At 70.4% G+C, this 19,877-nt stretch carries 15 protein-coding genes and 1 pseudogene; 4 read left to right on the top strand and 12 right to left on the bottom strand.

Annotation, left to right across the window (positions count from 1 at the left end; translation table 11 throughout):
• Nucleotides 1-10: 10 nt before the first annotated feature.
• From ABIC53_RS04030 to ABIC53_RS04005, 6 genes and pseudogenes are all read right to left on the bottom strand, one after another.
• Nucleotides 11-481, bottom strand: a complete 471-nt coding sequence (locus ABIC53_RS04030; RefSeq protein WP_240309863.1) for an FtsB family cell division protein — start codon at nt 479-481, stop codon at nt 11-13.
• A gap of 31 nt (nt 482-512) precedes the next feature.
• Complete coding sequence (gene eno, locus ABIC53_RS04025; protein ID WP_274177992.1) at nt 513-1,793, bottom strand: phosphopyruvate hydratase; 1,281 nt, start codon at nt 1,791-1,793, stop codon at nt 513-515.
• A gap of 98 nt (nt 1,794-1,891) precedes the next feature.
• Nucleotides 1,892-2,569 carry an O-methyltransferase gene (locus ABIC53_RS04020; RefSeq protein ID WP_274178047.1) on the bottom strand — a complete coding sequence of 226 codons (678 nt, stop codon included), beginning with the start codon at nt 2,567-2,569 and terminating at the stop codon, nt 1,892-1,894.
• Nucleotides 2,570-2,665: 96 nt separating this feature from the next.
• Nucleotides 2,666-3,205 (bottom strand): annotated as a pseudogene (locus ABIC53_RS04015) (SGNH/GDSL hydrolase family protein); the annotation flags it as partial.
• Nucleotides 3,206-3,485: 280 nt separating this feature from the next.
• Complete coding sequence (hisS, locus tag ABIC53_RS04010) at nt 3,486-4,742, bottom strand: histidine--tRNA ligase (protein WP_282502580.1); 1,257 nt, start codon at nt 4,740-4,742, stop codon at nt 3,486-3,488.
• A 31-nt stretch (nt 4,743-4,773) separates the two neighbouring features.
• Nucleotides 4,774-5,433, bottom strand: coding sequence for a nucleoside triphosphate pyrophosphohydrolase (locus ABIC53_RS04005; RefSeq protein WP_274177993.1), 660 nt, complete (start codon nt 5,431-5,433; stop codon nt 4,774-4,776).
• Between the two features lie 117 nt (nt 5,434-5,550).
• On the opposite strand from ABIC53_RS04005, the gene ABIC53_RS04000 reads away from it, so the two are divergent.
• The 3 genes from ABIC53_RS04000 (at nt 5,551) to ABIC53_RS03990 (ending at nt 11,173) form a co-directional block, all read left to right on the top strand.
• Entirely contained in the window at nt 5,551-8,223 is a 2,673-nt protein-coding gene (locus tag ABIC53_RS04000; RefSeq protein WP_282501037.1) for a phosphoenolpyruvate carboxylase, read from the top strand.
• Between the two features lie 78 nt (nt 8,224-8,301).
• Entirely contained in the window at nt 8,302-9,660 is a 1,359-nt protein-coding gene (gene gdhA / locus ABIC53_RS03995; RefSeq protein WP_274177995.1) for an NADP-specific glutamate dehydrogenase, read from the top strand.
• A 121-nt stretch (nt 9,661-9,781) separates the two neighbouring features.
• Nucleotides 9,782-11,173, top strand: coding sequence for a basic amino acid/polyamine antiporter (locus ABIC53_RS03990; RefSeq protein WP_354452158.1), 1,392 nt, complete (start codon nt 9,782-9,784; stop codon nt 11,171-11,173).
• A 31-nt stretch (nt 11,174-11,204) separates the two neighbouring features.
• Here ABIC53_RS03990 and mfd read toward each other — a convergent pair whose 3' ends face one another.
• The 3 genes from mfd to ABIC53_RS03975 form a co-directional block, all read right to left on the bottom strand.
• The gene (mfd, locus tag ABIC53_RS03985; RefSeq protein ID WP_354450510.1) at nt 11,205-14,801 is read right to left on the bottom strand and encodes a transcription-repair coupling factor; all 3,597 of its coding nucleotides are present in this window, start codon (nt 14,799-14,801) and stop codon (nt 11,205-11,207) included.
• A gap of 58 nt (nt 14,802-14,859) precedes the next feature.
• A complete protein-coding gene (gene pth, locus ABIC53_RS03980) occupies nt 14,860-15,441 on the bottom strand; it encodes an aminoacyl-tRNA hydrolase (RefSeq protein ID WP_274177997.1) in 582 nt (193 codons plus the stop codon).
• 65 nt (nt 15,442-15,506) lie between these two features.
• The gene (locus tag ABIC53_RS03975) at nt 15,507-16,145 is read right to left on the bottom strand and encodes a 50S ribosomal protein L25/general stress protein Ctc (protein ID WP_269266094.1); all 639 of its coding nucleotides are present in this window, start codon (nt 16,143-16,145) and stop codon (nt 15,507-15,509) included.
• Nucleotides 16,146-16,358: 213 nt separating this feature from the next.
• On the opposite strand from ABIC53_RS03975, the gene ABIC53_RS03970 reads away from it, so the two are divergent.
• A complete protein-coding gene (locus ABIC53_RS03970; protein WP_274177998.1) occupies nt 16,359-16,481 on the top strand; it encodes a hypothetical protein in 123 nt (40 codons plus the stop codon).
• A 93-nt stretch (nt 16,482-16,574) separates the two neighbouring features.
• On the opposite strand, the gene ABIC53_RS03965 is transcribed toward ABIC53_RS03970, so the two are convergent.
• Genes ABIC53_RS03965 through ABIC53_RS03955 form a run of 3 tightly spaced genes read right to left on the bottom strand, consistent with a single transcriptional unit; the run spans nt 16,575 to nt 19,800 of the window.
• Nucleotides 16,575-17,588 carry a zinc-binding dehydrogenase gene (locus tag ABIC53_RS03965; protein ID WP_274177999.1) on the bottom strand — a complete coding sequence of 338 codons (1,014 nt, stop codon included), beginning with the start codon at nt 17,586-17,588 and terminating at the stop codon, nt 16,575-16,577.
• 15 nt (nt 17,589-17,603) lie between these two features.
• Nucleotides 17,604-18,371, bottom strand: a complete 768-nt coding sequence (locus ABIC53_RS03960; protein ID WP_112618007.1) for a glucose 1-dehydrogenase — start codon at nt 18,369-18,371, stop codon at nt 17,604-17,606.
• 40 nt (nt 18,372-18,411) lie between these two features.
• Nucleotides 18,412-19,800: a GntP family permease gene (locus ABIC53_RS03955; RefSeq protein WP_274178000.1), complete on the bottom strand. Its 1,389-nt coding sequence runs from the start codon at nt 19,798-19,800 to the stop codon at nt 18,412-18,414.
• Nucleotides 19,801-19,877: the final 77 nt, after the last annotated feature.

The raw sequence follows: 19,877 nt of genomic DNA, 5'->3' as shown, positions 1-19,877 counted from the left end.
GCAGCGGTGCTCAGGGGCCGGTGGCTGCCGTTCGAGCGGATCCGCTGGTCACGACCGAGCGCACGAACTGCGACATCCAGTCGGTGCGGGTGCGTTCGACGTCGCTCGAGACTGCGGCCGGATCATCGGGCAGGGCGGATGCCGGCAGATCGTCGTCGATGAGGTAGACGACCTCGCCGGGACGGACGTAGTACAGGCGCTCGCGCGCCTGCGTCATGATGAAGGCCGGATCACGCCACTGCTCGCGCTCCGCGGAGAGGGCGTCGACCTCTTCCTGGCTGACACGGACCGATTCCTCCAGCGCTGCGATCTGAGCGCGCTGATCGAGGTAGGTGCTGACCGAGGGGACGAGCACGCACGCGGCCAGCACGACGAGCCCGAGCATGATGAAGGCGAAGCCCGACACGCGGATGCCGCCCATCCACTCGCGGACGTCCACCCGCCGCCGGGAACGAGGAGAGGGAGCCGTCGTCTTGACCACGGCTCCCCCTCTCGTCACGTTTCAGCGCAGATCAGCCCTGGAATCGCGGGAACGCAGCGCGGCCGATGAACTCCGCGGCGTCACCCAGCTCCTCCTCGATGCGCAGAAGCTGATTGTACTTCGCCACACGCTCCGATCGCGCGGGCGCGCCGCTCTTGATCTGACCGGCGTTGACCGCCACCGACAGGTCGGCGATGGTCGTGTCCTCGGTCTCACCCGAACGGTGCGAGAGCATCGTCGTGTAGCCCGCACGGTGAGCGACCGCGATCGCGTCGAGCGTCTCGGACAGCGTGCCGATCTGGTTGACCTTCACCAGCAGCGAGTTGGCGGCCTGGCGGCGGATGCCGTCGGCCAGGCGCGCCGGGTTGGTGACGAAGAGGTCGTCGCCGACCAGCTGCACCTTGTCGCCGAGCTTCTCGGTGAGGGCGGTCCAGTTGTCCCAGTCGTCCTCGGCGAGGGCGTCCTCGATCGTGACGATCGGGAAGTCGTTGACGAGCTGCACGTAGTAGTCCGTCAGCTGCTCGGCGTTCCAGTCCTTGTTGTCGAGGCGGTAGACGCCGTCGTTGAAGAACTCGGTCGCCGCGACATCGAGGCCGAGGGCGATCTCGGAGCCGGGCTTGAAACCGGCCTTCTCGATCGCCTTGACGAGGAACTCGAGGCCCTCGCGGTTGCTGGGCAGGTCGGGCGCGAAGCCGCCCTCGTCGCCGAGACCGGTGGCGTAGCCGGCGGCCTTCAGCTCGCCCTTGAGGACGTGGTAGACCTCGGTACCCCAGCGCAGCGACTCGCTGAAGGTCTCGGCGCCGATCGGCGCGAGGAAGAACTCCTGCATGTCGATGCCGTTGTCGGCGTGCTCGCCGCCGTTGATGACGTTGAACAGCGGCACGGGTAGGACGTGCGCGTTCGGGCCACCGAGGTAGCGGAACAGCGGCAGGTCGGCCGAATCGGCGGCCGCCTTGGCCACGGCGAGCGAGACGCCGAGGATGGCGTTCGCGCCCGTGCGCGACTTGTTCTCGGTGCCGTCGGTCTCGATGAGGATCTCGTCGATGATGCGCTGCTCGCTCGCGTCGACGCCCTCGATGGCGGGGCCGAGCTCGTCGATGACGGCGGTGACGGCCTTGAGCACGCCCTTGCCGCCGTAGCGGCTCTTGTCGCCGTCGCGGAGCTCGTACGCCTCGAACGCGCCGGTGGATGCGCCGGAGGGGACGGCCGCGCGCTGGACGATGCCGTCGTCGAGGAGCACCTCCACTTCGACGGTCGGGTTGCCACGCGAATCCAGAATCTCGCGTGCGCCTACAGCCTCGATCAGTGCCACAGGGGTACTCCTTGCTTGTGGAGGGTGAGTCGTGGAGCGTCGTCGGTCCACTCTGAGTCTAGTGATGACCGGAGCCGCCGCCACCGGGTCTGCCGGGACTATGACGCGGGGTCGACCCGCAGCGCGACCGCGATCCCGTCCCAGCCCTTGAGATCGAGCGTCTGCAGCGCGGTCGCCTCGAAGCGCGGATCACGGGCGAGCATCTCGAGTCCTCGGCGGGTGCCGGCCACCTGCTCGTCCTCCGTCGCCGGGTCGCTGACGCGGCCCGCACGCACGACGTTGTCGACGACGACGATCGCGCCCGGCCGGGTCAGCCGCGCGGCGTGATCGAGGTAGATCGTGTTGGATTCCTTGTCGGCGTCGATGAAGACCAGATCGAACTCCTCGTCGACGTCGGGGAGCACGTCCGCGCCGCGTCCGACGCGCACCTCGACGCGGTCGTCGACGCCGGCGCGCGCGATGCTCGCTCGGGCGACCTCCGCGTTCCGGGGCTCGGCCTCGATGGTCAGCAGCCGTCCGTCCGCCGGCAGGACGCGCGCCATCGCGATCGTCGAGAAGCCGCCGAGCGTGCCGATCTCGAGGACCCGGCGAACGCCACCGATCCGGATGAGCAGCTGCAGGAGCTTGGCACTGAGCGGTGAGACCTCGATGGCGGGAAGCCCGGCCTCGCGTTGATCGGTGAGGGCGGCATCCAGATCCGGATCGGGCGTCACGAGAGTCGCCGTCAGGTACGCGTCGGTACGCCGCCAGCTGTCGGGAGTGGGGTCGGTCGTCATGCTCTCAGCCAACCGCACGGCGTCCGCCCGCGCCAGCATCCGCTCCGCCATCACCTCGTCGAGGGCGGCGGCGACCGCCGGGAGCAGCGCGTCAGCGGTGCGCCGGTACCCGAGTGCGCTCGGGTGGAATCGGTCGAGGGAGAACATCTCGTCCGGATTGTCGACGAACACCGGTCCCACAGCGCGGCGGAGTGAGACGACCCGCGCGCCGGCTGCCCGCGCGCCGGTCTCCTGAGCCTGCGCGAGCGCCCGCGACGCCCGCGATGCGAAGCTCCGCAGCGGCTGCGGGACCGGTCGGAGGGCCCCGAGGTCCGGACAGGTGCCCACCACGACCGCACACCCCCGAGCAAGCAACGTCTCGACGGCGTCGGCGAGGCTGCGAGCCGCGTCAGCGGCGGGGATGCGGTGCGTAACGTCGTTTCCGCCGACCACGATCACCGCGACATCGGCCGCGGCATCGCCGCCGAGGGCTGCGATCTGGTCCGGCAGCGTCGATGACTCCGCGCCCACGACGGCGCCGGTCCGGAGCCGCACGGGGCGGCGCGCACGCTTCGCCAGTCCGCGCGCGAGCCGTCCGCCGAGAGTGTCTTTCCGACGCTCGGCCCCGAGGCCCGCGGCGAGCGAGTCGCCGAGCATGACCAGACGCACCGGCTCGCCCGCATAGGAGCGGCGCCACAGCCGGTCGGCGTCGAGGGCGAGCTCACCCAGGGGCTTGCCGATTCGCTCTCGCGCGAGCGCGGCCTGCCGTGCCAGCACGACGCCCGAGGCCAGCGCGACGGCTCCAGCCGAGAGAACGGCGCCGCCGACGGCCGCGGCGATGCGCACGACAGGTGTGGTCATGACGCCAGCACAACACCGTCGAGTGAACGGGCGCGGAAGACTATCCGACGCTCGCGCGAACGACGTCGGGAGTCCCTCAGCCGATCGGGCGTGGCTCGACCGATCCGACGTCCTCCCCCGCACGCAGCGTGACGAAGGCGGCGTAGCCGTCGGCAGCGGCGCGCTCGAGCAGCGCCTTGAGGTTCTTCGGGCGCTGCTCGAGCCGCACCCGCGAACCGGTCGCCAGAAGGTGTGCCTTCGCGGCGAGGAGTTCGGGCAGCGGCACGTCACGATCGTGGACGAGCACGACGCCGGTGCGGTCATCGCCCGCCGACGAGCCCAGCAGGTCGACGAGCCTTTCGAACCCCAGCGAGAAGCCCACGGCCGGCACGTCCGAGCCGAGGAACCGGCCGATCATGCCGTCGTAGCGGCCGCCCCCGCCGAGCGAGTACGACACCGAGGGGTGCGCCAGCTCGAAGATCGTGCCGGTGTAATAGCCCATGCCCCGCACGAGGAACGGGTCGAAGACGAGCGGCACCTCGGTCGACCCGCCCCGCGCCGACCGCACGGCCTCGCCGATGCCGACGAGGTGCGAGATCACGTCGTCGCCCACGCCCTCGGGAAGTCGCGAGCGGATGCCGTCGGCGTCGAAGGCCGCGGCATCCGACTGCGGGCGGCGAAGGAACGCCTCGAACGCGTCCGCGGCGGCCGGGGTGGCACCACGCTCGCGCAGTTCGGCTACGACGCCGTCCGTCCCGAGCTTGTCGAGCTTGTCGATCGTGATGAGCACTCCCGGGCGCTCGGACTCGGCGAACCCGAACGTCGCGAGCATCGCATCGAGCACGCGCCGGTCGTTGATGCGCACCGACGCACCGGTCAGACCGAGCGCGTCGAGAGCGTCGAGGCTCGCCGTCATCAGCTCGGTCTCCGCTCGCGAGGTCGCGTCGCCGATGATGTCGATGTCGCACTGCACGAACTGCCGGTAGCGACCCTTCTGCGGCCGCTCGGCGCGCCACACCGGCGCGATCTGGATCGCGCGGAACACCGTGGGCAGCTCGGCACGGTGCGAGGCGTAGAAGCGGGCGAGCGGCACCGTCAGGTCGTAGCGCAGCCCCAGATCGGTGAGCGCGGCAGGGTCGTCCGCCGCGGCGCGGATGCCGTCGGCGTCGAGTCCGCGCGCGAGCACGTTGTACGCGAGCTTCTCGTTGTCGCCGCCGATTCCGGCGTGCAGACGTCCGTACTCCTCCATGACGGGTGTCTCGATCTCGTCGAAGCCGTGCGCTCGGTAGCGCTCGCGGACGACGGCGAGAACGCGCTCGCGGCGGGCTTTGTCGGCGGGAAGGAAGTCGCGCATGCCGCGCGGCGGGTTCACGGTGGGCACCGTCCTATCCTTCCAGGTCGGCGGCGGCGCCACTGGTGCCCTCGGCCTCGCGGATGTCGGCGCCCAGGGTGCGCAGTCGTTCGCGCAGGGCGCGCTCGGCATCCCAGCCCTGGGCGCGGCCGTGAGCGACGAGCGCGAGCAGCGCGTCACCGAGCCCGGCTTCGTCGGCGGGCGGTTCCGCGGGTGGCGCCGGTGCGGCAGACAGGACGGACTCCGACTTGGCGAGCATCTTCTGGGCCAGGGCGAGCGTCGGCATGTGGGCGGACACTCCGTCGAGCACACTCGTGCGCGCGCGCTTCTCGGCCGACTTCGCGGCGTTCCAGAGCACGAGCACCTGCTCGGGAGTCTCGGCCGTCGCGTCGCCGAAAACGTGGGGATGCCGCCGCACCATCTTCTCAGTCAGACCCCGGGCGACGTCGTCGATGTCGAACGGATCGGATGCCGCACGCGACGCGATCTCAGCGTGGAAGAGCACCTGCCACAGCAGGTCTCCGAGCTCCTCCCGGAGGTCGTCCACCGTGCCCGCCTCGACGGCATCCACCACCTCCGCCGACTCCTCGATGAGGTACGGGACGAGATCGCGATGGGAGATCTGCGCCGTCCACACGCATCGGTCGCGCACGGCGCGCATCGTCTCGGCGGCGTCACGCAGCGGATCGGACATCGGGCTCCTTCGTACGGGACGGTCCCAGGCTAGCCCCGCCGTAACACAGCGGCAGCCGACGGCGCGTGTGTGACGCCCGTGTCAAAGCGCGGTCGCGCGTGCCAGTACTTTGGAGGCATGCGCGAGCTGACCCGAACCGAAGCCATCGATCTCGTCGGCCGATACGAGGCCGAGCAGGAGATCCCCGAGGCGATGCGCGCCGACGTGCGGATGCTCGGCTCGATGCTGGGCCGGGTGCTGCGAGAGAGCGGCTCGCCCGGCCTCTTCGACGACGTCGAACGCCTGCGAGGCGCCACGATCCAGGCGTACACCGACGACTCCCCCGAGGCATTCGAGCGCGCGGCAGCCATCGCCGAGTCGTTCAGCGTCGCGCGTGCGGACGAGGTGGCACGCGCCTTCACCGTCTACTTCCACCTCGTGAACCTGGCCGAGGAGCACCAGCGCGTGCGCCTCCTGCGCGAGCGCGCGGGCATCTCCGACCAGGACAGCGCGAGCGACTCCATCCCCGCCGCATACGCGCAGCTGTCGTCCGAGGTGGGCGAGGACGAAGCGGCGCGCCGGCTGCGCGAACTGCGCTTCCACCCCGTCTTCACGGCGCACCCCACGGAGGCACGTCGCCGCGCGGTCTCGCAGAGCATCCGGAGGCTCGTGACCCTGCTCGAGACGCTCGAGAACTCCGCTGCCGGTGGCGCCGAGCACCGACGGGCCCGCCGCCGCATGCTCGAGGAGATCGACACGCTCTGGCGCACGTCGCCGCTGCGCGCCGAGAAGCCGACGCCGACCGACGAGGTCCGCGCCGTCATGGCCGTGTTCGACGACACCCTCTACACGACGATCCCGCTGGTCTACCGTCGTCTCGACGACGCCCTGCAGGGCGAGGTCGCCGGCAGCCGTCCCCCGGTGGTGGCGCCGTTCGTGCGTCTGGGTACATGGGTCGGCGGCGACCGTGACGGGAACCCCTTCGTCACCGCGTCGGTCACGAAGAAGGCCGCCGGCATCGCCGCCGAGCACGTGCTCCTCGGCCTTGAGCGCAGCACCGAGCGCGTCGGCCGCGGATTGACCATGTCGGGAGACACGACGCCCCCGAGTCCCGCGCTGCGAGCACTGTGGGATCGCCTCGCCGCGTCCGACGACGAGGGCGCCGCCGACGCCGTGAAGCGCGCCCCCGGGGAGCACCACAAGCGCGTCATGATGCTGCTCGCACGCCGCATCCGCGCCACCCGTGCGCGCAACGCCGACCTCGCCTACAGCGACCCCGAGGAGTTCCTCGCCGACCTGCGTGTCGTGCAGAGCTCGCTCGACGAGGCCGGCGCCAAGCGCCAGGCCTTCGGCGCGCTCCAGCAGCTGATCTGGGCCGTCGAGACCTTCGGCTTCCACCTCGCGGAGCTCGAGGTCCGGCAGCACTCCGCCGTCCACGCCAAGGTTCTCGCCGAGTGCGAGGCGGGCGGCGAGCTGAGCGATCTCGCGAACGAGGTCCTGGAGGTCTTCCGCACCATCTCGCAGGTGCAGAAGCGCTTCGGCCCGCGGGCCGCGGGCCGCTACATCGTGTCGTTCACGCAGTCGGCGGACGACCTCGCGAACGTGCACGCCCTCGCGCGTCACGCCGTCGGTCCCGACGGGACCCCGCCGGTCCTCGACGTCATCCCGCTGTTCGAGACCTTCGCCGATCTGCAGGCAGCTCCCGGAATCCTCGCCGAGATCGTCGACCACCCGGCGTTCGCCGCGCGCCTCGAAGCCACCGGCCGGCGCCTGGAGGTCATGCTCGGCTACTCCGACTCGTCGAAGGACGTCGGACCGGTCGCAGCCAACCTCGCCCTCTACGAGGCGCAGGCACGCATCGCCGCATGGGCGCAGGAGCAGCGCATCGAGCTCACTCTGTTCCACGGCCGCGGCGGCGCTCTCGGCCGCGGCGGCGGGCCCGCCAACTCCGCCATCCTCGCCCAGCCGCCGCACTCGGTCGACGGTCGCTTCAAGCTCACCGAACAGGGCGAGGTCATCTTCGCCCGCTACGGCGACCCCGACATCGCCCTGCGCCACATCGATCAGGTGGCCGCCGCGATCCTGCTCGCTTCCGCGCCGTCGATCGAAGAGCGCAACAGCCGAGCCGCCGAGCGGTATGCCGACGTGGCGGCGACGATGGATGCCGCCTCGCGCGAGCGCTTCTTCTCCCTCGTGAAGGCACCCGGGTTCGCCCCGTGGTTCGCCGCCGTCACGCCGATGGAGGAGATCGGCCTCCTCGCCCTGGGCTCGCGCCCGGCGCGCCGCGGGTTGTCCGTCGAGTCGCTCGAAGACCTGCGCGCGATCCCGTGGGTCTTCGCCTGGACGCAGGCGCGTATCAACCTCGCGGGCTGGTTCGGGCTCGGAACCGCACTCGAGGCGGTCGGAGACGAAGCGCTGTTGCGTGAGGCGTACCAGCAGTGGCCCCTGCTGCGCACGGTCATCGACAACGTGGCGATGAGCCTCGCGAAGGCCGACCCGCGCATGGCTCGTCGACACCTCGCGCTCGCCGACCGCGATGATCTCGCACAGCTCGTCGTCGACGAGATGCTGCTCACCCGCGACTGGGTCGTGCGCATCGCGGGAGGCGACGGTCTGCTCGCCAACAAGCCCGTGCTCCAGCGCGCCGTGAAGATGCGCAGCCCGTACGTCGACGCCCTCTCGCTCCTGCAGCTGCGGGCGCTGCGTGTGCTCCGCTCGACCGAGCAGGACGCACCCACCCCGCCCGAGTGGCAGCGCCTGCTGCTCATCACCGTCAACGGCGTCGCGGCGGGCCTCCAGAACACCGGGTGATCGTCATATGGCCGGGCGGGCACCGTCGTGCCCGCTAGCGTGGATCGGGTCCCGCCCGCTCGGCCAGAAAGCTCCACCATGACCGAACACCACGCTCCCCTGCCCTCCTCCGTTCAGCCGGTCTTCGACACCGTCCTCCAGCGCAATCCGAACGAGCCCGAGTTCCAGCAGGCCGTGCACGAGGTGCTCGAGGCGATCGCGCCGGTCGTGGAGGTCCAGCCCGAGCTCGCGCGCGAGGGCATCCTCGAACGTCTGGTCGAGCCCGAGCGACAGATCATGTTCCGCGTACCGTGGCTCGACGACGCCGGCACGGTTCGCGTCAACCGCGGCTATCGCGTGCAGTTCTCCTCGGTGCTCGGACCGTACAAGGGCGGGCTGCGCTTCCACCCGACCGTGAACCTGTCGATCGTGAAGTTCCTCGGCTTCGAGCAGATCTTCAAGAACGCCCTCACCGGTCAGGGCATCGGCGGCGCCAAGGGCGGCAGCGACTTCGACCCGCACGGTCGCTCGGATGCCGAGATCATGCGCTTCTGCCAGTCGTTCATGAACGAGCTGTACCGCCACCTCGGCGAGCACACCGACGTCCCGGCCGGCGACATCGGCGTCGGTGCGCGCGAGATCGGGTACCTCTTCGGGCAGTACCGCAAGATCACCAACCGCCACGAGTCGGGCATGTTCACGGGCAAGGGCGTGCAGTGGGGCGGGGCCGAGGTCCGCACCGAGGCGACGGGCTACGGCGCGGTCTTCTTCGCGCAGGAGATGCTCGCCGTCGCGGGCGACTCGCTCGAGGGCAAGCGCGTCGCGGTGTCGGGCTCGGGCAACGTCGCGACGTACGCCATCGAGAAGGCGTACCAGCTCGGTGCGACCCCGATCACGGCATCCGACTCGTCGGGCACCATCGTCGACGAGGACGGGATCGACCTCGCCGTGCTCAAGCAGGTCAAGGAGATCGATCGCCGACGCATCTCGGCGTACCTGGACCACCGGCCCCGCGCGACGTTCATCGAAGGTGGCCGTCCGTGGCGCACCGCGGTCGACGTCGCCATCCCGTCCGCGACGCAGAACGAGCTCGACGGAGACGACGCCCGCGCGCTCGTCGACAGCGGCGTCCGGGTCGTCGTCGAGGGAGCCAACATGCCCTCGACCCCCGAGGCTGTCGACGCGTTCCGTGCGGCCGGAGTGCTCTTCGGCCCCGGTAAGGCGGCGAACGCGGGCGGTGTCGCGACATCCGCGCTGGAGATGAGCCAGAATGCGTCGCGCCAGCGGTGGGGCTTCGCCGACAGCGAGAACAAGCTCCGCGAGATCATGAAGAACGTCCATGACGCCGCATTCGCGGCCGCGGAGCGCTACGGCCACCCGGGCGACTACGTCGTCGGGGCGAATGCGGCCGGGTTCGAGCGCGTGGCGCGCGCGATGCTCGCCCAGGGCGTCATCTGACGCTGCCGCGGGGCGGGGCGGGGTGCGAGCCGGGTTAGGCTTTCACCCCGTGCCTTCCGATCCCTCCTCCCCCGCGGAGTCCGCTCTCACGCGCCCCGGAGCCCGCACGGCGACCGTGTCGATGCTCACCCTGTCGACGTTCGTCATCGGGTCGATGGTGGGAGCGGGCGTGTTCTCGCTCCCCGCTGGTTTCGCGGCCGAGACCGGGGTCGCCGGGACGCTCATCGCGTGGGCGGTCGCGGGCGGGGGCATGCTCGCGCTCGCCTTCGCGTTCCAGCTTCTGGCCAATCGTCGGCCGGATCTCGACGCGGGCGTCTACAGCTACGCGCGAGCCGGTTTCGGGAGCTACCTCGGATACTTCTCGGCGTTCGGCTACTGGGCCAGCGCGTGCGCGGGCAACGTCTTCTACTGGGTGTTCATCACCTCCACCCTCGGAGCGGTGTTCCCGGCCCTCGGCGCAGGCGACACGGTGGCAGCCGTGGCCGTGTCGTCGGCGGGGCTCTGGCTGTTCTTCATCCTGATCCGCCGCGGAGTGCGATCGGCGGCCGCCGTCAACCGCGTCGTCAGCATCGCGAAGACGCTGCCGATCGTCGTGTTCGTCATCCTCTGCGCCACCGTCTTCGATCCCGCGGTGTTCGCCGCCAACTGGGCGGGCCCGTCGGGCGCTCCGCTGTGGGACCAGATCCGCGCCACGATGCTCGTCACCGTCTTCGTCTTCATCGGTCTCGAGGGCGCGAGCGTCAACTCGCGGCACGCCCGGTCGCGCCGCGACGTGGGCCGCGCGACCCTCCTCGGCTTCCTCAGCGTGCTCGCGGTGTTCGCGTCGGTGACCATCGTCTCGTTCGGCGTGCTGCCGCGGGAGGAGATCGCCGCTCTGCCCGAGCCGTCGCTGGGCGGAGTCCTGGAGACGATCGTCGGCCCGGCCGGTGCGGTCTTCATCGGCGCATCCCTCATCGTCGCCGTGCTCGGCGCGTACCTGTCGTGGACCCTGATGGCCGCGGAGGTCCTGCTGGAGGCGTCGCGGTCGGGCGATCTCCCGAGATTCCTCTCGCGGACCAATGCCGACGACACGCCGGTCGGTGCGCTCCTCCTGTCGACGACGCTGGTGCAGGTGCTGCTGGTCGTGGTCCTCTTCGCCGAGAACGCGTTCTCGGTGGCACTCGATCTGACGAGTGTCCTCGTGCTGATCCCGTTCGTCCTCTCCGCCGGGTACGCGCTCAAGCTCACCGTCACCGGCGAGACCTACCGCCCGGGCGACCGTGCGCGGATGCGCGACCTCGTCGTCGCCGTGATCGCGACGGCGTACACGACGTTCCTCCTGATCGCTGCCGGCGCGCACTACCTCCTGCTCTCGCTGCTGATCATCGTGCCGGGCACAGCACTCTTCGCCGCGGCGCGTCGGCGCGCTGGAGCCCGCGTCTTCACGCGCATCGAATGGGTGATCTTCGGCGCGTCTGTGCTCGGTGCCGTGTGCGCCGTCGTGCTGCTGGCGACGGGCCGCATCACCCTCTGACGCGCGCCCCCGGCGAGGAGGCCGAGACGCGTCAGGACGTCGCGGCGGGCGTCGTCGGCGCGGCGACGGGGAAGAGCTGCTCGAGCAGCTGACCGGTCCAGGCGATGAGATCCGCATCGCCGAGCACGGTGCCGCCTGCCGTCGGCAGCGGGACCACGAGGGCTTCGCCGCCGGCGAGGAGCTTGGCCTTGGGGTACAGCCGCTGCAGTCGGATGCGCATCGACTCGGGCAGGCGCGCCGGCGCGACCCGCAGGTTCGGCCCCATCGCGACGACGTCGGTGAGCCCCGACTGGGCGGCCCGACGACGCAGACGAGCGACCGCGAGCAGTCCCTCCACTTCGGCCGGCGGGCGGCCGTACCGGTCGGTCAGCTCCTCGACGACGAGATCGATCGCGTCATCCTTCGCGCTGACGGCTGCCGCAGCCGACAGCTTCTGATAGGCCTCGAGGCGCAGGCGCTCGCTGTCGATGTAGTCCTCGGGGATGCGCGCCGCCACGGGGAGCTCGAGCCGCAGCTCGGCCGGCCCGTCGACCTCCTCGCCCCGGAAGGTCGAGACGGCCTCGCCGATCATCCGCAGGTAGAGGTCGAATCCGACACCGGCGATGTGACCGGCCTGCTCGGCGCCCAGCAGGTTGCCCGCGCCACGCAGCTCGAGGTCTTTCAGCGCGACCTGCATGCCCGAGCCGAGGTCGTTGTTGACCGCGATCGTCTCGAGCCGGTCGGCGGCGGTCTCGCTCAGCGGCTTGTTCTCGTCGTACAGGAAGTACGCGTAAGCGCGCTCGCGCCCGCGCCCGACCCGGCCGCGCAGCTGGTGCAGCTGGCTCAGTCCGTACTTGTCGGCACGGTCGATGATGATGGTGTTGGCGTTCGAGATGTCGAGTCCGGTCTCGACGATCGTCGTCGAGACGAGGACGTCGGCACGCCGCTCCCAGAAATCGTCCACGACCTGCTCGAGCTGGTTCTCCCCCATCTGGCCGTGCGCGACGGCGATGCGCGCCTCGGGCACCAGCTCACCGAGCTGCGCCGCGACCCGCTGGATCGACTGCACGCGGTTGTGCACGAAGAACACCTGGCCCTCGCGCAGCAGCTCGCGTCGGATGGCCGCCGCGATCTGCTTGTCGCTGCGGGGTCCGACATAGGTCAGGATCGGATGCCGTTCCTCGGGCGGGGTCGCCAGGGTCGACATCTCGCGGATGCCGGTCACGGCCATCTCGAGCGTGCGCGGGATCGGCGTCGCGCTCATCGCGAGGATGTCGACGCCGGTCTTCAGCTTCTTCAGCGAGTCCTTGTGTTCGACACCGAACCGCTGCTCCTCGTCGATGATGAGGAGCCCGAGATCCTTGAAGGCGACCTTCTCGGTCAGGATGCGGTGGGTGCCGATGACCATGTCGACGGTGCCGTCGGCGAGCCCGTCGACCGTCTCGCGGGCCTGCTTCGCAGTCTGGAACCGCGACAGGGGGCGCACCTTGACCGGGAATCCGGCGAAGCGCTCGGTGAACGTCTCGAGATGCTGCTTCGCGAGAAGCGTGGTCGGGACCAGCATCGCGACCTGCTTCCCCTCCTGGATCGCCTTGAACGCGGCGCGGACGGCGACCTCTGTCTTGCCGAACCCGACGTCGCCCGAGAGCAGGCGATCCATCGGGATCGGCTTCTCCATGTCGGCCTTGATCTCGTCGATCGTCTGCAGCTGGTCGGGCGTCTCCGCGAACGGGAACGCCTCTTCGAGCTCGCGCTGCCACGGGGTGTCGGGCCCGAACGCGTGACCCTTCGACGCCATGCGGGCCGAGTACAGCTTGACGAGCTCGACGGCGATGTCACGAACGGCCTTGCGCGCCTTGCCCTTCGCGGCCGCCCAGTCGCTGCCGCCCATCTTCGAGAGCACCGGCGCCTCACCACCGACATAGCGCGAGAGCTGGTCGAGCTGATCGGTCGGCACGAAGAGCTTGTCGCCGGGATAGCCGCGTTTGGCGGGCGCGTACTCGAGCACGAGGTACTCGCGCTGCGTCTTCACCGCGTTGCGTCCGCCACTAGATACCTCGCGCTGCACGAGCTCGACGAACTTTCCGATGCCGTGGGTCGAGTGGACGACGACGTCACCGGGCTTGAGCTGCAACGGATCGACGACGTTGCGCCGTCGTGTCGCGAGCTTCTTCACCACGCGGCCGTCACTGCCGATCGTGCGCCCGTAGAACTCGCTCTCGGTCAGGACGGCGAGCTTCGCCTCCGCCGACTCGAAGCCGCGCTCGAGCGACGCGACGACGCAGACCGCGACGGCCTCGTCGGCCAATTCGGCGACCCCATCGCTCGTGCGTGCGGCGATGCCGCGCTCGGCGAGCACGTCGCGGGCACGGTCGACGAGCCCGGGACCGGACGCGCACACCACGACGCGCCAGCCGCGCGAGAGGAGGTCACCGATATGAGCAGTGGCGCCGTCGACGTTGCCCTGGAAAGACGGCACCGCACTGCCGTCGATGCGCAGGTCGTCGCCCGTGTCGGTCAGCCCCTCGTCCGCGGCATCCGCTGCTCCCGAGTCGAACGCACTGAGCGTCCACCACACGCCGGAGCGTTCACGCATCGCCTCGCGCAGCGCGGGGAGCGTCAGGAAGTCGCCCGCGCCGAGATCGACCGGGCTGTCCGCCCCGGCGGTGGCCGCGCTCCACGCCGCCTCGAGGAACTCACGGTTCGTCTCGCCGAGCGTGCGCGCCCGAGTGCGCGAGCGCTCGGGATCGACCAGCGCGATCGCGGAGCCTCGGGGCAGGTAGTCGACGAGCGGCACGACCCCCTCCGCCAGCGCGGGCAGGAGCGACTCCATCCCCTCGACGGGGATGCCCTGCGACATCTTCTCGAGCATGCCGGTCAGGCTGGGGAACGTCGGCGCCATCGTCGCAGCGCGCTCGCGGACGGCCGGCGTCAGGAGCAGCTCGCGGGCCGGAAGCAGCTCGGCCTTCTCGACCTCGCCCGGGAGCGACCGCTGGTCGGCGATCGAGAACGCGCGGATCTGGTCGACCTCGTCACCGAAGAAGTCGATGCGCAGCGGGTGGTCGGCCGCGGCCGGAAAGACGTCGAGGATGCCGCCGCGCACGGCGAACTCGCCGCGGCGGGAGACCATGTCGACACGGTGATAGGCGAGTTCGACGAGACGGCGGACGACCTGCTCGAGGTCGCTCCCGCGCGTGCCCACCGTGAGCGAGATCGGCTCGGCGTCGGTTAGGCCCGCGGCAAGCGGCTGCAGAGCGGCGCGCACCGAGGCGGTGATGATCAACGGCGTGCCGCCATCATGGGCCGCTGCACGGCGGAGCACGGCGAGCCGACGCCCCACCGTCTCGGGGCTCGGGCTCAGACGTTCGTGCGGCAGGGTCTCCCAGGCGGGGAAGTGAACGATCTCGGCCTCGGGGACGAGACACTGCAGCGCAGCACCGAGCGTTTCGGCGCGACGACCGGTGGGCGCGACGGCGAGGACGACAGCGGGTCGGCCCTCGCTCCGGCGCTGCTCGAGCAGCGCGGCGAGGAGCGGGGCGTCGAGGCCGTCGGCCAGCGAGTAGTCGACGCTGCCGACCGCACCGGATGTCACCGCCTCCCGGAAGGAGTCAGCCTGCGAAAGGGCGCGCACGATCCCGGGAACTGTCACCACAGAAGCCTACCGCCGGCCGCCGACACGGGCGCCTCGCCGTGCCCGGGCAGCGTGCTCAGCGCGGTGCGTGAAAGCGCTGCTGCGCGGCGAGGAGACCATCACCCACGACCGCCTCGACCGCGTCCGCAGCATCCGAGACAAGGATGCCGAGCGTCTTGCGCTCGGTCGCCGAGAAGGGGTCGAGCACCCAGTCGGCCGGATCCTGGGACCCCGTGGGCCGCCCGATCCCGACGCGGACACGCGCGAACTCGGGGGTGCCGAGCGCCTTGGCGATGTCACGGACGCCGTTGTGGCCGCCGTGGCCGCCGCCCGTCTTGAGCTTGATGGTGTCGAAGGGGATGTCGAGCTCGTCATGGACCACGACGACGTGGTCCGGGTCGACGCCGTAGAAGGAGGCCAGCGCAGCCGCGGGGCCTCCCGAGACGTTCATGAACGTCTTCGGCTTGGCCAGCACCATCTTGGCAGCACCGGGCCGGAGCCAGGACTCGGCTGCCCAGGCGTTGGCCTTGTGCGAACGAAGCGTCTCACCGCGCCGGCTCGCCAGTTCGTCGATGACCATCTGGCCGATGTTGTGCCGGGTCGCCTCGTAGCGCGGCCCCGGATTGCCGAGACCGATGATGAGCCAGGTATCCGCCATGGCGCGCCTTTCGAACGACGGAGCCCGTCCTCACGAGGTGAGAACGGGCTCCGCAGGGGTGAGTATTACTCGGACTTCTCGTCGCCCTCAGCCTCGTCGGACTGCTCGGCGGCGGTCGCCTCGTCGGCGGCCTCGATCTCGTCGACGGCGGCGAGCGTCGCTGCGGGGACCGACACGGCGACGACGAGCGTCTCGGGGTCGGTCACCAGCGTGGCGCCGCGGGGCAGCGTCAGGTCGGCGGCCGTGATGCGCGCGCCGTCCTCGAGGCCTTCGACGTCGACCTCGACGTTGGTGGGGATGTGGGTGGCCTCGACCTCGAGCGTGATCGACGACGCGTCCTGCGTCGCGATGGTGCCCGAGAACGGCTCGCCGGTGACGACGACGGGAACGTCGACCTGGACCTTCTCGCCCTTCTTCACGACGAGGAGGTCGATGTGCTCGATGATCTGGCGCACGGGGTCGCGCTGGACGTCCTTGACGAGGACCAGCTGCTCCTTGCCGTCGATGGTCAGCTCGATGACGGCGTTAGCGCGGCGGACGAGCAGCAGCATCTGGTGGCCCGGCAGGGCGACGTGCACGGGGTCGGTGCCGTGCCCGTAGATGACGGCGGGGATCTGACCGGCGGCACGCAGACGGCGGGCGAAGCCCTTGCCGAAGTTGGTGCGCGTCTCTGCAACGACCTTGGTGTCGGTCTCGGTGGACATGCGTTTCTCCTTGTGGGCCCGGGGCCCTGCTCAGCGGTATGCGGGTTCGACGCGAACGCGAGCGCGTGGAGAGGAAACGTCCTGCACACACCCTCGTCGATCACGGATCCCGGTTCCCGCACAGCGGGCACGCGGCATCCCTCGCCGAAGTACACCCCTACTCTACCAGCGCTGGGTAGGGTGGGTGAGACGTCGTCTACGCCCGGAGGAAAAATGGAATACGGCTGGTTCTCTCACGTGCTTCTGTGGGTCATCGGAGCGATGACGCTCGGGTCGATCGTCTCCGTCAGCCTCGCGCTGTTCGCGATGGGACGACAGGGCTACCGCAAGGGCTGACCCGCCCGCGGGCGTCGCCGCGACGGCCCGATCGACGAAAGCGCGAGGCGCGCCACCGGGTGAGGTGGCGCGCCTCGCGCTTTCGTGTCGAGCTCAGGCGGGCCAGACCGCGACGACGACCTTGCCGGACGCCTCCGAGTCCCTCGCCGTCGCGAACGCCTCGACGATGTCGGCGGCGTCGACGACGTGGGTGATCACCTGCTCGATCTCGGGTCGCTCGTCGAGGAGGCGCACCGCCTCGTCGATCTCGTCCTTGAAGCGGAACGTGCCGACGTAGACGACCTCCTTGGAGATGAAGGGCGCCAGGTTGACCGGTCGCGGCTCGTTGGGGACCATGCCCACCTGTACGACGCGCCCCGCCGGCCGCACGGCGCGCAACGCGGCGGACACCGACGCCGCGACGCCCGAGCACTCCAGCACGACGTCGTAGGCGTCGGCGGGGGGCTGCTCCGTGGTGACGTCGAACGTTCGGGTCGCGCCGAGTCGGCTCGCACGGTCGAGGGGTCCGGCCAGCACATCGGTGGCGTGCACCTCCGCCGCCCCGGCAGCGGTCGCCGCTGCCACCGCGAGCAGTCCGATCGGCCCGGCACCGGTCACGAGGACCCGCGCACCCGCGACGTCGCCTACTTTGCTCAGCCCGTGCAGGGCGACCGCGAGCGGCTCGGCCAGCACGGCACGACGGACCGGCAGCGTCGGCGGGAGGGGTCGCACCATGGACCGATCGGCGACGATGAGCTCGGCGAGGGCGCCCTGGGTGTGCGGCGTCGTCGAGGCGCTGCCCAGATACGCTCCGCCCGGCCAGAGGTGCGGGTCGTCGGCGATCGCCTCGACCTTGCGGCCGAAGGTGGCGGGGTGAAGCGTCACGGGCGTGCCGGACTCCCACTCCCCGGTCGGATCGAGATCGATGCGGCCGCTGAGCTCATGCCCCGGGATCAGCGGCTCCCTCACGACGAAAGCCCCGTTGGCACCCTCGTAGTAGTAGTGGAGGTCGGACCCGCAGATGCCGACGAAGTCCACCCGGATCCGCACCTCTCCCTCGCCGGGCGACGGCTCGGGGACGTCCGAGATCTCGATGTGCTGTTTTCCATGGATGTGCGCTGCGCGCATGGCGGTCCTTCCGGATCAGACGACGGCGGTCATGCCGCCGTCGACGAAGATGTTCTGCCCCGACACGAAGCTCGAGGCATCCGAGCAGAGGAAGAGCAGGGCCCCATCGAGCTCGCTGAAGTCGCCCCAGCGCTGTGCCGGGGTGCGCTGCGTGAGCCACGCGCTGAAATCGGCGTCGTCGACGAGGGCGCGGTTCATCTCGGTCGCGAAGTAGCCGGGCGACAGCGCGTTCACCTGCACGTTGTGTCGAGCGAGGTCGGCCGCCATCCCCTTCGTGAGCTGCGCTACCGCGCCCTTGGTCGCCGAGTACGGCGCGATCGTCTGGCGCGCCAGCGCCGACTGCACCGAGGCGATGTTGACGATCTTCCCCGACCCGCGCTCGACCATTCCCGGGGCCACGAAGCGCGCGACGTAGAAGACGCCGTTGAGGTTGGCCGCGACGATCTCGTCCCAGTCGGACACCGAGAACTCCGCGAAGGGGGCCCGCCGCTGGATCCCCGCGTTATTGACGAGGATGTCGGGCACCCCGACCTCGGCGACGATGGCCGCGACCCCCGCCTCGACGGCAGCGGCATCCGTGACGTCGAAGACCGCCGCCACCGGTTCCGGCGAACCGGCTTCGGCGGCCTCACGCCGCGTGCGCTCGACCGCCTCGGCATCACGGCCGTGCACGACGACACGTGCGCCTTCGCGGGCGAGCGCGAGCGCGAGGGAGCGCCCGAGCCCGCGCGACGAGCCCGTCACGAGGGCGACGCGTCCGGTCACATCGAACAGAGAGGACATCGGAACTCCTTAACGTCAGGGCAGAGCCGTCAGCAGCGGCTCAGATGAGGGACGCGAGCCCGAACAGACCGAGCACGAGCACGAACGCGGTCACGGACTCGATGGCCTGCTGCACGGTCCACGTCTTCAGGGTCGTCTTCACGTCCATGCCCATGAGGCGGCCCACGAGCCAGAAGCCCGAGTCGTTGACGTGTCCGGCGAACACCGAGCCGGCCGCGGTGGCCAGGACGATGGCGGCCACCTGGAGCGGGTTGAAGTCACCCGCAGCGACAGCCGGCGCCGCGAGGCCTGCTGCCGTCACCAGAGCGACGGTGGCCGACCCCTGCGCGAGGCGGATGATGACGGCGATGACGTATGCGGCCACGATGATCGGCAGGCCGAGGTCGGACAGCGTGTCGGCGAGCGCGTCGCCGATGCCCGAGGCGCGCAGGACGCCGCCGAACATGCCGCCGGCGCCGGTGATGAGGATGACCGAGGCGACAGGACCGAGAGCCGAGTCGACGACCTTCTCGAGCGCCGTGCCGTTCTCGCCGCGGCGCGTGCCCAGCACGAAGGTCGCGACGATGACGGTGATGAGCAGAGCCACGAAGGAGTTGCCGAGGAGCACCAGCACCTGGACCCACAGGTCGTCCGTCGACACGGCGCCGGCGGAGGCGAGGGTCGTGAGCCCCGTGTTCATGAAGATGAGGAACATCGGCAGGAGCAGGAGCAGGACGATCGTCAGCGGACGCGGCGGGTTCGCCGGCTGGTCGTCATCCTTCTCGCCGAAGAGAGCCGGCACCGGCAGCGGGATGCGCGCGGCGATGAACTTGCCCCACAGGTAACCGGAGACGTACCAGACGGGGAAGACGACGACGAGGCCGAGGAGAAGGACGAGACCGAGGTTGGCTCCGTACGCCTCGGTCGCCGTGACGGGGCCGGGGTGCGGCGGCAGGAAGACGTGCATGACGGAGAACGCCGCGGCGGCGGGGATGCCGAAGAGCAGGACGTTCGCCTTCGAGACGCGGCGGGCGATCGCGAAGATGATCGGGAGCATCATCACCAGGCCCGCGTCGAAGAACATCGGGAAGCCGAGGATGAGCGAGGCGATGCCGAGCGCGAAGGGTGCTCGCTTCTCGCCGAAGACCTCGACGAACTTGTCGGCGAGCGCCTTGGCGCCGCCGGAGTGCTCGATGAGCCTGCCCAGCATCGCGCCGAGGGCGACGAGGAGGGCGACTCCGGCGAGTGTCCCACCGAATCCATCGGTGAGCGTCTTCGCGATCGCCGAGACCGGCACCTGCGCGACGAACGCGGTGAGCAGCGAGACGATGATCAGCGTCAGGAAGGCGTGGACCTTGCAGACGATGATCAGGAACAGGATGAGGGCGATCGCGCCGACTGCGATGAGCAGCAGCGGTCCGGCACCCAGGGTCTGGGTCCAGTCTTCCATCGGTATCTCCGTTGATGTCGGGAAGCGGACGACCGAGGGCTGAGCCCCGCGGATCGTCCCGCGTTAGGATTCGAGCT

Source organism: Microbacterium sp. 1262 (assembly GCF_040544895.1).
Taxonomy (GTDB): domain Bacteria; phylum Actinomycetota; class Actinomycetes; order Actinomycetales; family Microbacteriaceae; genus Microbacterium; species Microbacterium plantarum.
This window is presented reverse-complemented; position numbering and strand designations above follow the sequence as displayed.

Excerpts from the sequence above, each read along its gene's own strand:
- ABIC53_RS04000 (WP_282501037.1), top strand. The coding sequence starts at position 5,551 with ATGCGCGAGCTGACCCGAACCGAAGCCATCGATCTCGTCGGCCGATAC.
- ABIC53_RS03965 (WP_274177999.1), bottom strand. The coding sequence starts at position 17,588 with ATGCGCGCAGCGCACATCCATGGAAAACAGCACATCGAGATCTCGGAC.
- pth (WP_274177997.1), bottom strand. The coding sequence starts at position 15,441 with ATGGCGGATACCTGGCTCATCATCGGTCTCGGCAATCCGGGGCCGCGC.
- ABIC53_RS03970 (WP_274177998.1), top strand. The coding sequence starts at position 16,359 with ATGGAATACGGCTGGTTCTCTCACGTGCTTCTGTGGGTCATCGGAGCG.
- ABIC53_RS03960 (WP_112618007.1), bottom strand. The coding sequence starts at position 18,371 with ATGTCCTCTCTGTTCGATGTGACCGGACGCGTCGCCCTCGTGACGGGC.
- hisS (WP_282502580.1), bottom strand. The coding sequence starts at position 4,742 with ATGCGCGACTTCCTTCCCGCCGACAAAGCCCGCCGCGAGCGCGTTCTC.
- ABIC53_RS04020 (WP_274178047.1), bottom strand. The coding sequence starts at position 2,569 with ATGACGACCGACCCCACTCCCGACAGCTGGCGGCGTACCGACGCGTAC.
- ABIC53_RS03990 (WP_354452158.1), top strand. The coding sequence starts at position 9,782 with ATGCTCACCCTGTCGACGTTCGTCATCGGGTCGATGGTGGGAGCGGGC.
- ABIC53_RS03955 (WP_274178000.1), bottom strand. The coding sequence starts at position 19,800 with ATGGAAGACTGGACCCAGACCCTGGGTGCCGGACCGCTGCTGCTCATC.
- ABIC53_RS03975 (WP_269266094.1), bottom strand. The coding sequence starts at position 16,145 with ATGTCCACCGAGACCGACACCAAGGTCGTTGCAGAGACGCGCACCAAC.
- gdhA (WP_274177995.1), top strand. The coding sequence starts at position 8,302 with ATGACCGAACACCACGCTCCCCTGCCCTCCTCCGTTCAGCCGGTCTTC.
- ABIC53_RS04005 (WP_274177993.1), bottom strand. The coding sequence starts at position 5,433 with ATGTCCGATCCGCTGCGTGACGCCGCCGAGACGATGCGCGCCGTGCGC.